Below are 13,071 nucleotides of genomic sequence, written 5' to 3' on the forward strand. Positions count from 1 at the left end.
TAAAAATAGGTTTGAATTTATTTTATTCAACGGTTACTGTTCCTACTCTCCATGGGTGGAATGAACAATAGTAGTGATAAACTCCCGGGTCCTCAAAAGTAAATTCGAATACATCTCCAGTATTTAATGGAGGGCTGTTAAACCAATCAACAACTTTTCCCTTTTCATCTAAGCTTTGGATGTTATGTAAAACTGAATCCTCATTTACCCATGAAACTGTAGTACCTGATGGAATTTGAAGATTTAATGGCGAATAAAATCCTGCCTTTGAAATTTCAGAGTTTCCATTGGGTATCAAAACTGATGCATGTTTTATTGTTGGTTGTGGCTCTCCTATTTCTACAATTAGGATGTCATTTTCGATCAAAAATTTAATTGCATCAAGGAACTCTGTTTCTGAAATTAGTCCTTGACCATACCATAATGCATTATTTTTAACCCATTCTGGAATACCTTCGGCGTATGCCCCACTTACTGAAGCTGAAATGAATATTATTGAAAGTAATACTGTGATTGATTTCTTCATGTGGCTTGAAATTATCCAAAGAATTTATCCTCTATGTATACACTGCATTACATTGCATACTGCTTTTCTAAATACCATTACAACATGCTTTACTCATGCAAGAATTAATCCAAACCCAAAAAATAATGGATGAAGAAAAAAAGCAAGTGATTTTAGAAGTGCTTGCTGATAAGTATTGCAAAGAAATACTATCCATTACGCTTGAAAAACCCAAATCTGCAATGGAAATTTCAAGTGAAAAAAAGATACCTATTAGCACTGTATACAGAAGACTACAAACTCTGTATGATGCAAAATTAGTCAGAATTTCTGGCTCTATTAGTGAAGATGGCAAAAAATACTTTCTGTACAAAAGTAAAGTAAAGTCAATTTCTATCAGATGTGATTTAGATCAATCTTTGATTGAAATTGTACCTAACTTTTCATGAAAAATCCATCATCATTTTATAATTGAAGATTATAAAATGATTGAATTGGTTTCAACAAAACGACAGTTACACAGCCCAAAAAAAGAAACTACAAGAAGTATTAGCTATAGACTTCCTGAAAAACTAGTTGATGACTTGGAAACCGAAGCCACAATGAAAGGTATATCTCAAAATGTACTAGTAAAACAAATTCTTGAAAAGTATACCCAATGGGATAGATTTTCAAACAAAATAGGGATGATTCCAGTTCCAAAAGGAATACTTGAATCACTTGGTAGTGAATTAGATGGCAAAGACATTGATGAAATAATTAATTTGATCTTTCCAATGATAAAAGATACTGTATTGTTCATCAAGGGTGGATATGATTTGAAACGATGTATTGAAACATTGGAAGACTATATGCGTGCATCGGGAATGAATTCTGATCACAGAATTGAAGGTAACATTCACACATTTCTAATCCAGCATGATTTGGGAATGAAGTGGTCTGTATTTACTGAACAACTTTTGGCTCAAGTTTTTCGTAGCTTTATTCCAGACAAACCACTCAAATTTCAAACAACTGATACCACCGTAATTTTGTCCGTACCATTAGGTTCTGATTTTAATGAACACGATTATCAAAAATGAAATTCAATTAATGCTTTGAAATATCACTTTACATAAAAAATTTGTATGAATTCAACAAATCCCATCCAACAAAAAACACGCATTAAAGAAATTATGAATACTTCGATACTTTCAGTTGATTCCTCTGTATCTGCAACAGTTGCAGCAAAGATGATGGAAGATACTGGTGTAGGTTCTGTTGTAGTTTTAGAAAGTGGTTCTCCAGTGGGGATTGTAACTGATAGGGATTTTGCAATTAAAATTGCTGCCCATTCCTATCCGATAGACACTCCAATTAGAAGGATAATGTCCTCTCCACTGATTTCAATTGATTCTGAGTCTAATCTCTGGGTTGCTTCAGATTTAATGTCAACTCGAAATGTTCGAAAATTACCTGTAATTGAAGATGATAAAGTAATAGGTATTATCACATCAAGTGATCTTGTCAGGCATATTGCAGATCACTGATTTTCAACGCACAAATTTTACAAATTTCTTGAATTAATAGTGTGTAGGGTGGGAAAAGCTTATTATAATTTGAACAGCCATTTTCTCTTATAATGGCAACTGAACAAACACAAAAGATGATCACAGTTTCAGCAAAAGCAGCTGAGAAAATCAAAGAATTCATGAAAGAAGAAGCAGAAGCCCCTGAATACCTTAGAGTATATGTTCAAGGTGGCGGTTGTTCTGGTCTATCTTATGGAATGGGCTTCGAAAAAGCACCAGAAGAAGATGATATCGTCATGGAAGAAAACGGAGTTAAACTCCTAGTTGACAGCTACAGTGTTGATCATTTACAGGGTGCTAACGTAGACTATATTGAAAGCCTAATGGGTTCTGGATTTAAAATCAACAATCCAAATGTAACAAAATCCTGTTCATGTGGTCACTCGTTTAGTACTGAATAAACTAAAATCATTATTTTTCATTTTTATCTTTGATTAGCCTGTGCTGATCATCGATTTTAGCTAAAATTTCAAATATTTTTTTAAAAAAATTGCGATACCCTCATATATCGAAGGTAGAAACTCAAAATATGATAATTAAGGAGATGAATAATTTATGCCTCAATCAGGAATTGTCAAATATCATGTTAAACTTTCCTATGAAGTTGATGGGCTCGTTGAAAGAGCAGATATAATCGGAGCTATCTTTGGACAGACCGAAGGTCTGTTAGGTCCAGAGATGAATCTGAATGAACTGCAACGAGTTTCTAAAGTAGGTCGCATTGAAGTTAATGCAAAATCTACTGCTAACACCACCACTGGTGATGCATTAATTCCAATGAGTACTGATATTGATACTTGTGCATTAATTGCAGCAGGAATTGAAAGCATTGACAAAGTAGGTCCATTTGATTGTAAATTTAGATTAGAAGCTATTGATGATGTACGAGCAGCAAAGAAAGACGATATTGTCCGACGTGCAAAAGAAATCAAGCAAAAATGGGCAACTAAAACTGTAAGTGAAGGAGAAAGTATGCTAAATGATGTCCATCAAGGTGATACAGGAAAACTATCAACCTATGGGCCATCCAAACTTACTTGTAGTTCTGGATTGTTTGATTCTAACTGGGTAATTCTAGTTGAAGGACGTGCAGATGTGATTAATCTTCTAAGAGCTGGTTATGATAATGTGTTAGCAATTGAAGGTGCTAAAATAGATGAATCTATCAAAGAATTGTGTAATTCCAAAGATACTGTAGTTGCATTCTTAGATGGTGATAGATCTGGTGGCTTTATTCTCAAAGAACTCAAATCAGTTGTTAACTTGGATTATGAACTTCAAGCAGATACTGGAGTTGAAGTTGAAGAATTAACCCCTCAAAGAATTGATGAAATATTAAGTCCAATCGCTGAAGAGATTAAAACTGGCAAGCCAACTGCTTCTCTAAAAAGTGAAGATGATAAACCCCTTGCAGAAGTTGCCTCCAAAGTATTTCCAAATCTAAATGAAACTTTGGAAGCTGTAGCATTAGACAGTGATCAAAATGAGATTTTCAAAGTCCCAATTAGTGAAGTTGTAAGTAAGCTTTCAACTCAATCAGGAATCAAATATCTTCTTCTTGATGGAATTATTACTCAAAGACTCTTAGAAGGCGCCAAAAATGCTGGCATAGAATGTGTAATTGGACATAGAGTTGCAAAACTTTCCAACTCTGATGGAATGACTCTAAAAACATTCGGTGACCTAGGCGTAGCATAGGATTCTAGATGACTGAACTAAAAATTCAGCACATCTTAACTCTCTCTTATCTTCTATCAAAAGGGGCAAAATACAATTATGTCACAATAACAACTTCGTCACTTGGAAAAAATATTAAAAAATCTCAACAAGCTGCATCAAAGCACCTACTTGAATTAGAACAAAACCAATTCATTGAAAGAATAATCAGTGGTAGAAACATTTCAGTAAAAATTACATCAAAGGGATATTCTGAAATGGTTAAACTGTTATCAATTTTAAAAAAGAGCCTAGATTCATCTCCATCATATGTAGATCTTCAGGGAACATTAGTTTCAGGAATGGGTGAAGGTGCATACTATATGGGTCTGAAGGGTTATACAAAACAATTCAAATCAAAAATTGGTTATATTCCATTTCCGGGAACTCTAAATGTAAGATTAGATAAAAAAATTCACCAAGAGGCCATAAAACAATTTGAGACTCTAAATGGTGTTAAAATTCATAGTTTCTCAGATGGTAAAAGAACGTATGGTTGGGTAAAATGCTTTCAAGCAAAGATTAACAATTCAATTAACTGTGAATTAATTATTCTTGAGAGAACACATCATGATGAGTCTATTATTGAATTAATTTCCAAAGTATGTATTAGAAAATCTGCAAAACTCAAAGATGGTTCTAAAATATCAATCAGAATTCAAGTAAATTACTAAATCCCGTGAATAGATTCTCCGTACTCTTTTTCTATTTTTGAGCTTGAACTCTCAGGTATTGGGGACTGTAATCTTGCAACAGTTGCATCAAGTTCAATTTTTTTACAGCCATCGATAATGAACTTTTCTTGATGGGCTTGATCATAACCAAGTGCAATTGTTTGTGGCCTGACTCGATTAACTGTCTTGAAGATATCATCTTCTTGTCCAATTAGACAGAGATCAACTATGGATAATGATTGGACTAATTCTTGTCGTTGTTCTTGGCTATGTAATGGCCTTCTTTTTTTCATTTTTACAGCTGTATTGTCCGTAGCAACTACTACTACCAAAACATCTCCTAATGCCTTTGCAGCATTTAGAGTATGGATATGGCCTGGATGAATAATATCAAAAACCCCTCCTGCTAAAACAACTCTTAATGAATTGCGCCCAATTTCTGTCAAAGTTGTTCTGTCATTGTTAATTAATTGATTTTTTACCAACTCATCAATTTTAGAATTAATTTCATTTAATGAAAGACTGGTTTTTTTACTAATTATTTCAAATGGGGATACTCCCTCAATTTCTGATACGTATATTGCAGCAAGAATTGATTTTTCACTTTGTTCCATTATTTTTTCTAACTTAGACCCTCTCTTTAATTCATCGCTAAAAACTACATCTTTGGATCAAGGCCTTTTGCCAATCTTAATGCATCAATTAATCCATCAGCATACCCTATACTCAATATAGCTACCTCGTCTTGACCATCTTCTAAAAACTTCTCAGCATCCTGAATGTATAATTCTGCATTTTCTAATATTGTCTGAAATTCCTTTTGATCTTTGTAGAGTGGTTTGATTTCTTCTAATGCCTCTCTTATCATTGGAACATATTTTTTCATCATTTGACTCGAAATTTTATTGGTTTTTTCAGAATTATCAAATGGCTCATCAATACACTCTCCTAGTATTTTTAGGGCATCTGATTCTGTAAAATGTAGTCTTCCAGGAATAATTATTGTGTGTGGTGGTTTCCCAAAGTCCTTTTTTCTTAGATTAGAAATTTTACCAGAAATTATAGTCTGATCTTTGAATCCAATCCTTGATGCAACAATTACAAATGTTGACAAATCTACTACATTTCTCATTTGGCCTTTTTCTGTTTCTAGTAATCCCTTTAGTGCTGTATTTGGTTCTAAGAAAAAATCTTTATCTTGATTATATTCTAAGAGAAGAATTGTGTGGTTTCCTTCAATCATATTTTTGTAAATTACATAGTATGGTGTAGTTAGAGATTTCATTTCACTCATTATTGTCGCAATTCTTCCAATTTTGTAAAAATGTAAACCGCATTCACCAATCATAGATGTTAATGATGATGATGCATGAATTGAGAATGTCTTAATTTTTTCTTGAATTGCTCTGGTTCTTAACTCGATGTGAGTTGTGGCAATATAGGGATCTCCATATGATAACAAAACAACTTTTTTCTTCTTTGCATTTTTCAAAATCTCACTGCCGTCTTCAACTAACCATCTTTTTGCTTCTTTGAATTCTGCTTTAGTTGAATTTTTAATTTTTTTTAAATCGGCTTTTCCAATTGGACTTGTAAACTGCTCCAAGTAGACAATATCTGCTTTAGATAAAACATCTAGAGCTTCAATTGGGATGGATTTGAATCCAGATACGCCTAAACCTACAAACCAGAGCATTACTTCATCTTTCTATCGTGTAGTCTTTTTAAATGCTGTAGAGTTTTTTTGAGAATTTCAATTCCGCGTAGATATTCATCAATTGATACTTTTTCATCAATTGTATGGGCTTCATGAGGATCACCTGGACCATATGTGACAACTGGAATGTGCCATTGATTTCCTAGAACATTCATGTCGCCAGTACCTGTTTTTCTAATTAATGATGGTCTTGAATTCTCAACTTCCATTATTCCTAAGGTGAAAGCCCTTACTAGGGATGAATTATGGGGTGCCTCAAAAGGCTCAGTTTCATCAAGAATTGAATAAAATGCCTCGACTTCTCTTTTTTGCGCTATCTCTTTTACTAACATTGCAATTTTTTGTTCAACTGTTTTACAATTCATATCTACTGGGATTCTGATATCAAAAGTAGTCTCACAATCTTTTGGAGTTACATTGTGACTTGTCCCACCCTTGATTTCTGTCATTGTTGCAGTCAACAACATCCCCTTAGATCTTTCATCCTGTCCTTCTTCTAATTTATCTTTGAGCTCTTTTGCAAAAATTATTGATTCTTGTATTGCATTTTTTGAAAGCCATGGTGCACTTGCATGTGAACTATCATCTACACTGATCTTTAGATTAATTGCTAGTCTTCCTTTGTATGCAATTGTTACTTGCTTGATTCCACTTGGTTCACCAAATATTGCATAGTCAATTCCAATCTCTTTTTTAACTAAATTTTTAATTCCAGTTGCATTTCCTTCTTCATCAACGGCACCTACAAAATACACTGTTCCGTTATTATTTTGAATAGAGGCTGCAGCAAATAACATTGCCATTAGTGGCGCTTTGGCATCTGATGCACCACGACCATATAATGAATCTCCTTCCTTTCTTACTTTTACTTTTCCAGGAACTACATCCATATGTCCACATAACATAATTTTTGGTGAACCAGAACCCTTCTTTGCAATAATATTTCCTACTTCATCAATCTGAATATCTTCAAATCCAAGATCATCGCATTTATCAGCTAAAAATTCTGCCATTGGTTTTTCACTAAGTGATGGTGTGTACAATCTGAGTGCTTTTTCTAGCATTTTAACTGCATATCTTGGTGTGACGGTAAAATGAGTGTCCAATTTTCACTTGTCTACCTTTATTGCATAATCTAACATTAAAGAAGGAATATCTACTTCACATACTCTAACGGTATTTTTGTATTCAGTAGTATTGTTAACCTCATGTACCACTAATCCTTTCTCATCACTTTCCATCAAATCTACTCCTACAATATCTCCTTGAACTGCTTTTTTAGCCTTGATGCACATCTCTTCCATCTCTGGCGTTACTTTGCATGGCTCTGCAATTCCACCAAGTGCCATATTTGTTTTCCAATTTCCATTTCCTGATGTTCGATAAATTGCAGCCACAATCTTATCTCCTACCATGATTGCTCTGATATCTCTTGGAGGTCTTTTAACAAATTCTTCTAGATAATGAATTTGATAAATTGGATACATGTTTTCTCTACTTTCGATAATACCTTCAGCTGAATCTCTATCATTGAGTTTTGAAATTAATCTGCCCCAACTGCCAACTGTTGGTTTGATAACTTTGGGATAACCATGTGTGTCTAATGCTTCTAGTGCTGCATCTTTTGAAAATGCTACAGTTGCATCAGGAGTTGGCACACCAAATTTTTTTAAAAGCATATGGGTAAATAATTTATTTCCTGCAAATACTCCTGTGTTAAGACAATTGATTACTTTGACTCCTAGTCCTTCTAGGGCTGCAGTTGAATGAAGATTTCTATAATAACTTACACATCTTTGAATAACTATTCCATAATCTTCTGGTTTTTTTTCTAAATCTAATGCGAGTTTCTTACAATCAACCATCTGAATGTTGATGTTATTTTTTTTGCCTGATTCTAGTAGAGCTTTTTCTTCCCAACGGATGGTATCATAAAGAATCGTAACGTCAGGACTCACTGCCCCCAATCCTCGCCAACCGTTTGGGCAGGCTTTAGATCGAAACCATCTGAACCTTTTGCTAATTCAAAACTTGCGCCACATTCCGGACATGTTACAATCTCTCCTTCAAGTGCATCACTTGGTATGGAAATCTCTGCATCACATTCTTCACATTTTGACATATTTTCTCTCCATTAATCCTCTTTATTTATCATTAATTATCCTTTTTTCAAGTCTGTCTTCTAATGGAATTTCGATGAGATCTCCCATTCTGAGACCCTTAAGTCCAGCTGCCACTGCTTTTGCTCCTTCATCGTCTTTTTCCAGGCCTAATAATGACATCAAGTAGGCTGCACCCGTTTTTCCAGCTAGTTCTCCAAAGACAATTCTTCTTCTATTTCCAACTGCTCTTGGAGGAATTGGCTCATATGCTGCAGGATTTCTAAGTATTGCTGCAAGATGTGTTCCTGCTTTGTGCTTGTATGCAGATGAACCTACAATGGGTTTTGAATCATATGGCTTTATTGATGTGTAATCCTCGATTAATCTTGAAAGATCTAGAAGCATATCTAATCTGAAATCATTTGGTGATTTGTACAAATATGTCAATGCCACTGCAACTTCAGCAAGTGGTGGAATTCCAGTTCTTTCACCAATACCGTCAATTGTTGTATGGATTTGGTCTACTCCTGCATCACATGCAGAGAATGCATTTGCTACTGCAAACCCAATATCATTATGAACATGTGCATCAAGTGGTACATCAATTACATCTCTAACTTTTTTAACAAAATTATACATTCCAATAGGGCGTAAAATACCAACAGTATCAGGAAGACTAATCCTATCAACTCCAGCCTCTTCAATTGCCTTACACACTTTTAGTAAAAATTCTGGTTCTGCTCTACTGCCATCTTCAACTGTGAATCTTATTTTTAGACCATGTGATTTTGCATACTCTACAGTTTCAACAGCTCTCTCAAGTGCTTGCTCTCTTGAAATTCTTAGTTTGTCTTTTAGGTGAATATCTGAAATCCCTAAATATGCTGCACACCATTTTGCATCACAATCAAGTGATACATCAATGTCTTCTTTGAGTGCACGTCCATGAGAAACAATATCTGCTTTTAGCCCTTGTTTGATTATTGTTTTAGTTGCTTCCTTATGATCACTTGATACAACAGGTGAAATTTCAATTTGATCAACTCCAAAATAATCTAACATCCATGCAATCTGAATCCTTTGTTTACTTGTAAAAGAAACACCAGGGTGCTGTTCACCTTCTCTTAAGGTGCTGTCTAATACCTTGATTTTCTTTGGATTTTTGTCATATGCATTGTAAATATTTGCATAGTGATTCGGATCTTTCATTACTGATATCGCTAACCAAAATAGATGATATAAACATATTCGTACTATCTTCGTTGTTTTTAATTATTTTTGATCCTAAATTAGTTTTGAAATAATTTATTTACGCGAAAGTCGCATCAGATAACTTTTCTTAAAATAATTACAGTGTTTGTATCAACTACACCTGTAATTTTTCTTAGTGCATCAATACTACTATTGATTTCTGCAATACTTGGCGCACTGATTATTGTGGTGATGTCATACTGACCTGTGATCTCATAAACTGTTTTTACTCCTTCAAGTTTAGCTAACTTTAGTGAAACTTTTGCGGTATCTGTTGCAGAGTCTACTGAAACAAGAACAATCGCACTAGTTGTATTTTCTTCACCCAATTCAAGTGTAAATTTTTTAATTGTTCCGCTATCAACCAGATTTTTGACTCTTCTTCTAACTGCTGATTCAGACAGCTTTAGTTTTTTACCAATATCTACAAAAGATTCTCTTGAATCCTCCTTTAGATAACCAATGATTTTCTCATCTACTTTGTCCTTATACATTTCTCTTTTCTTCCTCTTTTGTTAATACGGAATCTAGAGAATGTAAAACTTTTGTTATATCCTCCTCAGTAATTACTAGAGGTGGTAAAATTCTTAGTATATTTCGGCCTGAATAAAGCATAAGCACACCTTCTTTGATTAATCCCATAAGTATGTCTTTGACTTCAAATTTCATCTCAACTCCAATCATTAGTCCTTTTCCACGAATTTCTCTGATCATAGTGTGTTTTTCTTTTAGTTTTTCTAAACCGTCTCTGAATAATTTTCCCATCTTTTCAGAATTTTCAATCAGACCATCTTCAGTTAGTGCCTTCAATGCTGCTATACCAGCTGCACATGAAATTGGATTACCTCCAAACGTTGACGAGTGTTCACCTTTACTCATTGCTGCAAGTATGTCTGGTCTTACTAGAGTTGCCCCCATTGGAACTCCTCCTGCAATTCCTTTTGCAAGACATAAAATATCTGGTGCTGTGTTCCAATGATCACATGCCCATAATCGTCCAGTTCTTCCTAATCCAGCTTGTATTTCGTCAAAAATTAACAGAATTCCTTTTTCATCACAGAGTTTTCTAACCTCTTGTAAGAATCCATCTGGTGCAACATTGATTCCACTCTCTCCTTGAATTGGTTCTAAAATTACAAACGCGGTATCATCATCAATTACTTGACGAAGTGATTCTATATCCCCAAATGATGCAAATGAAACCTTCTCTACAAGTGGTTCGAATGCTTTTTTGTATTTTGGATTAAATGTTAGTGATAAAGCTCCAAATGATTTTCCATGATAGGATCCTTTCATTGCAACCATTCCTTTTTTTCCTGTAAATTTTCTAGCAAACTTGATTGCAGCTTCAATTGCTTCAGCACCACTATTGTTTAAATGGACTTGTGTTAGCCCCTTTGGTGCTAATCCTATTAGTAATTTTAAAAATTCTTCTCTAGTTTTATTGTAAAGTGAACTATGTACAGTAATTATTTTATCAATTTGTTCTTTTATTGCATTGTTTACTCTTTGATTTTGATGCCCAACTAATGAAACACCATATCCTCCCATACAATCAATGTATTCTTTTCCGTTAGTATCCCAAACATGAGCTCCTACTCCCTTTTCAATGGTTACTGGAAATCTCTGATAGAGGTTTCCCATGAATTGATCTTCATTCATGTTTGATCACCGTACAATTATCATGTGCAATTGCAGATGATATTGGATTTTCTTTTTGGCCATTAGCAATTAGTGCTTCTTTTACACCCATATCTAAGGCTTCAGTTGATGCAAGAATTTTTTTCTCCATACCTGGGCCGATTTTTGGCCTAATTTCTTTTGCCTCAGCTAATGTTAGATTGGTTACAAGTTTGTCATCCATTAAGAGTCCGTCTACATTTGTGATGAATAGAACTTTGTCACTTCCTACTTTACCTGCAACATATGCAGCTGCTCTATCTCCATCTACATTAAGAAATTCTGACTCTTCACTAATTGCTATTGGTGAAATCACAGGAGTAAGACCCTGCTCTAAGAGTGATTTGATAAATTTCGCATTAACATCTCTGATTTTACCCGTGTATCCACCATCAATTGCTTGTTTTCGGCCTTTTTCATTAATAATCAAGAGTTTCTTTTTTCTATCGGCTTCGATAATTTTTGCATCTACTCCAGAAAGTCCTATCGCATTAATTCCATTTTTTTGAAGCATCTGTACAATAGTTTTGTTGATTCTGCCAGACATTACCATTGTAAAAATCTCTGCAGTTTCTTTGTCAGTGTATCTGCTTTTGATTCCACTTGGTGACGTTACAAATTTTGGTTCTTTTCCTAATTGCTCACAAACTTTTGTCACTTCTTTTCCTCCACCATGAACTAAAATTACTCCTTCAGTTTCTGCAACTTTTTTTATATCTAAAATTGTAGATGGATGTAAATTATCGACAACACTACCGCCAATTTTGATTGTGATCATTTCTAAACAGGAGTTAATGGTGTGTATCTGAGTCCATTCATCTCATCAAAACCACACATTACATTCATGTTTTGGATAGCAGATCCTGCAGCTCCTTTCATCAGATTATCTGATGCAGATAATGCAATTAATCTATTGTTGTCTTCGTCTATATCAAATCCTATATCGCAAAAGTTTGAACCTACCAAAAATTTTGGATCTGGGAATTTGTATAATCCTTTTTTATCTCTGATTAGCCTAATGAATTTCTCTTCACCATAAGTTTGACGATATAATTTCCACAGTTCTTTCTCTTCAATATTTTTTTTCATAAATGTGTGATTTGTACATAAAATTCCACGAACAACATCTACTGCGTGTGGACTCATTGATACATGTATTTTCTTTCCAGCAATCTCGCTTAACTCTTGCTCTATTTCACCTGTGTGTCTGTGTTTTGCTGGTTTGTATGGTCTAATCACACCTGCCCTCATTGCATGTGCAGTTCCTGAACCAGAACCTGCACCAGAGGATCCAATTTTTGAATCTACTACAATATGTTCAGTATCAATTATATCATTTCGAATTAATGGTGCTAGGGCTAACATTGATGTTACTGCCATACAACCTGGACATGAAACTAGTTGTGCTTTTTTGATTGCCTCTCTATGTAATTCTGGAACTCCGAAAACTGATTTTGCCAAATAATCTGGATGTGGGTGTTCCCATCCGTACCATTTATCATATGCATCTTGGTCATGTAGTCTGTAATCTGCACTCAAATCAATTATTTTCACACCTCTGTCGTAGAGGGCTTTTACGATTTCAGTTGCAGTTCCATGAGGTACTGCAGTAAATACAAGATCACATTTGTCAGTTAACTTGTCATAATCTAATTCTGAAAATGTTAGATCTGTAAATCCCTTTAAGCTTGGTTGAACTCTGTGTAAATATTCTCCTACATGTTGTCTTGATGTTACCATAGCAATTTCAACATCTGGATGGTTAACAAGAAGACGAAGTGTTTCTCCTCCTACATAACCTGATGCTCCTACAACACCTACTTTCATGATAAACCTCCTCGTTATGAGGTATAAT

Annotated in this window: 17 protein-coding genes; 6 read left to right on the forward strand and 11 right to left on the reverse strand. The window is 34.5% G+C overall.

Features of this window, described 5'->3' with window-relative positions:
* Nucleotides 1–22 precede the first annotated feature (22 nt).
* Complete coding sequence (locus ACX119_RS02635) at nucleotides 23–526, reverse strand: cupredoxin domain-containing protein (protein WP_459351594.1); 504 nt, start codon at nucleotides 524–526, stop codon at nucleotides 23–25.
* A gap of 95 nt (nucleotides 527–621) precedes the next feature.
* Here ACX119_RS02635 and ACX119_RS02640 point away from each other — a divergent pair, with 95 nt between their 5' ends.
* The 6 genes from ACX119_RS02640 (at nucleotide 622) to ACX119_RS02665 (ending at nucleotide 4,466) form a co-directional block, all read left to right on the forward strand.
* Nucleotides 622–954: an ArsR family transcriptional regulator gene (locus ACX119_RS02640; RefSeq protein WP_459351595.1), complete on the forward strand. Its 333-nt coding sequence runs from the start codon at nucleotides 622–624 to the stop codon at nucleotides 952–954.
* Between the two features lie 36 nt (nucleotides 955–990).
* On the forward strand, nucleotides 991–1,587 hold the full coding sequence (locus tag ACX119_RS02645) for a hypothetical protein (protein WP_459351596.1): 597 nt from the start codon (nucleotides 991–993) through the stop codon (nucleotides 1,585–1,587).
* Nucleotides 1,588–1,632: 45 nt separating this feature from the next.
* Complete coding sequence (locus ACX119_RS02650; protein WP_459351597.1) at nucleotides 1,633–2,034, forward strand: CBS domain-containing protein; 402 nt, start codon at nucleotides 1,633–1,635, stop codon at nucleotides 2,032–2,034.
* A gap of 92 nt (nucleotides 2,035–2,126) precedes the next feature.
* Entirely contained in the window at nucleotides 2,127–2,477 is a 351-nt protein-coding gene (gene erpA, locus ACX119_RS02655; RefSeq protein WP_297593059.1) for an iron-sulfur cluster insertion protein ErpA, read from the forward strand.
* Nucleotides 2,478–2,631: 154 nt separating this feature from the next.
* On the forward strand, nucleotides 2,632–3,774 hold the full coding sequence (gene dnaG, locus ACX119_RS02660; RefSeq protein WP_459351598.1) for a DNA primase DnaG: 1,143 nt from the start codon (nucleotides 2,632–2,634) through the stop codon (nucleotides 3,772–3,774).
* Between the two features lie 8 nt (nucleotides 3,775–3,782).
* Nucleotides 3,783–4,466: a DUF120 domain-containing protein gene (locus ACX119_RS02665; protein WP_459351599.1), complete on the forward strand. Its 684-nt coding sequence runs from the start codon at nucleotides 3,783–3,785 to the stop codon at nucleotides 4,464–4,466.
* Here the strand turns inward: ACX119_RS02665 and ACX119_RS02670 are convergent.
* From ACX119_RS02670 to argC, 10 genes are all read right to left on the reverse strand, one after another.
* Entirely contained in the window at nucleotides 4,463–5,080 is a 618-nt protein-coding gene (locus ACX119_RS02670) for an adenylyltransferase/cytidyltransferase family protein (protein ID WP_459351600.1), read from the reverse strand. The genes ACX119_RS02665 and ACX119_RS02670 overlap by 4 nt on opposite strands.
* Nucleotides 5,081–5,124: 44 nt before the next feature.
* Entirely contained in the window at nucleotides 5,125–6,162 is a 1,038-nt protein-coding gene (gene dph5 / locus ACX119_RS02675; protein WP_459351601.1) for a diphthine synthase, read from the reverse strand.
* Complete coding sequence (locus ACX119_RS02680; RefSeq protein ID WP_459351602.1) at nucleotides 6,162–7,289, reverse strand: M20/M25/M40 family metallo-hydrolase; 1,128 nt, start codon at nucleotides 7,287–7,289, stop codon at nucleotides 6,162–6,164. Before ACX119_RS02680 ends, dph5 begins: the two co-directional genes overlap by 1 nt.
* A gap of 3 nt (nucleotides 7,290–7,292) precedes the next feature.
* The gene (gene lysX / locus ACX119_RS02685; RefSeq protein WP_459351603.1) at nucleotides 7,293–8,141 is read right to left on the reverse strand and encodes a lysine biosynthesis protein LysX; all 849 of its coding nucleotides are present in this window, start codon (nucleotides 8,139–8,141) and stop codon (nucleotides 7,293–7,295) included.
* Entirely contained in the window at nucleotides 8,138–8,305 is a 168-nt protein-coding gene (gene lysW/argW / locus ACX119_RS02690; RefSeq protein WP_141977799.1) for an alpha-aminoadipate/glutamate carrier protein LysW, read from the reverse strand. Before lysW/argW ends, lysX begins: the two co-directional genes overlap by 4 nt.
* A gap of 22 nt (nucleotides 8,306–8,327) precedes the next feature.
* The gene (locus tag ACX119_RS02695; RefSeq protein ID WP_459351604.1) at nucleotides 8,328–9,494 is read right to left on the reverse strand and encodes a LeuA family protein; all 1,167 of its coding nucleotides are present in this window, start codon (nucleotides 9,492–9,494) and stop codon (nucleotides 8,328–8,330) included.
* A 116-nt stretch (nucleotides 9,495–9,610) separates the two neighbouring features.
* Complete coding sequence (gene lysM, locus ACX119_RS02700; protein ID WP_297593041.1) at nucleotides 9,611–10,030, reverse strand: HTH-type transcriptional regulator LysM; 420 nt, start codon at nucleotides 10,028–10,030, stop codon at nucleotides 9,611–9,613.
* Complete coding sequence (locus ACX119_RS02705) at nucleotides 10,023–11,198, reverse strand: aspartate aminotransferase family protein (RefSeq protein ID WP_459351605.1); 1,176 nt, start codon at nucleotides 11,196–11,198, stop codon at nucleotides 10,023–10,025. Before ACX119_RS02705 ends, lysM begins: the two co-directional genes overlap by 8 nt.
* Entirely contained in the window at nucleotides 11,191–11,994 is an 804-nt protein-coding gene (locus ACX119_RS02710; RefSeq protein ID WP_459351606.1) for a [LysW]-aminoadipate/[LysW]-glutamate kinase, read from the reverse strand. The genes ACX119_RS02705 and ACX119_RS02710 overlap by 8 nt, the downstream gene beginning before the upstream one ends.
* Before the next feature lie 2 nt (nucleotides 11,995–11,996).
* Entirely contained in the window at nucleotides 11,997–13,043 is a 1,047-nt protein-coding gene (gene argC, locus ACX119_RS02715) for an N-acetyl-gamma-glutamyl-phosphate reductase (RefSeq protein WP_459351607.1), read from the reverse strand.
* Between the last annotated feature and the right edge of the window lie 28 nt (nucleotides 13,044–13,071).

Source organism: Nitrosopumilus sp. S4, assembly GCF_054515835.1.

What these genes read in the sequence shown, in the direction of transcription:
- dph5 (WP_459351601.1), bottom strand. Translation starts at nt 6,162, where the DNA reads ATGCTCTGGTTTGTAGGTTTAGGCGTATCTGGATTCAAATCCATCCCA.
- ACX119_RS02665 (WP_459351599.1), top strand. Translation starts at nt 3,783, where the DNA reads ATGACTGAACTAAAAATTCAGCACATCTTAACTCTCTCTTATCTTCTA.
- ACX119_RS02635 (WP_459351594.1), bottom strand. Translation starts at nt 526, where the DNA reads ATGAAGAAATCAATCACAGTATTACTTTCAATAATATTCATTTCAGCT.
- ACX119_RS02695 (WP_459351604.1), bottom strand. Translation starts at nt 9,494, where the DNA reads ATGAAAGATCCGAATCACTATGCAAATATTTACAATGCATATGACAAA.
- ACX119_RS02650 (WP_459351597.1), top strand. Translation starts at nt 1,633, where the DNA reads ATGAATTCAACAAATCCCATCCAACAAAAAACACGCATTAAAGAAATT.
- erpA (WP_297593059.1), top strand. Translation starts at nt 2,127, where the DNA reads ATGGCAACTGAACAAACACAAAAGATGATCACAGTTTCAGCAAAAGCA.
- ACX119_RS02710 (WP_459351606.1), bottom strand. Translation starts at nt 11,994, where the DNA reads ATGATCACAATCAAAATTGGCGGTAGTGTTGTCGATAATTTACATCCA.
- ACX119_RS02645 (WP_459351596.1), top strand. Translation starts at nt 991, where the DNA reads ATGATTGAATTGGTTTCAACAAAACGACAGTTACACAGCCCAAAAAAA.
- ACX119_RS02640 (WP_459351595.1), top strand. Translation starts at nt 622, where the DNA reads ATGCAAGAATTAATCCAAACCCAAAAAATAATGGATGAAGAAAAAAAG.
- argC (WP_459351607.1), bottom strand. Translation starts at nt 13,043, where the DNA reads ATGAAAGTAGGTGTTGTAGGAGCATCAGGTTATGTAGGAGGAGAAACA.
- dnaG (WP_459351598.1), top strand. Translation starts at nt 2,632, where the DNA reads ATGCCTCAATCAGGAATTGTCAAATATCATGTTAAACTTTCCTATGAA.
- ACX119_RS02670 (WP_459351600.1), bottom strand. Translation starts at nt 5,080, where the DNA reads ATGGAACAAAGTGAAAAATCAATTCTTGCTGCAATATACGTATCAGAA.
- ACX119_RS02705 (WP_459351605.1), bottom strand. Translation starts at nt 11,198, where the DNA reads ATGAATGAAGATCAATTCATGGGAAACCTCTATCAGAGATTTCCAGTA.
- lysM (WP_297593041.1), bottom strand. Translation starts at nt 10,030, where the DNA reads ATGTATAAGGACAAAGTAGATGAGAAAATCATTGGTTATCTAAAGGAG.
- lysW/argW (WP_141977799.1), bottom strand. Translation starts at nt 8,305, where the DNA reads ATGTCAAAATGTGAAGAATGTGATGCAGAGATTTCCATACCAAGTGAT.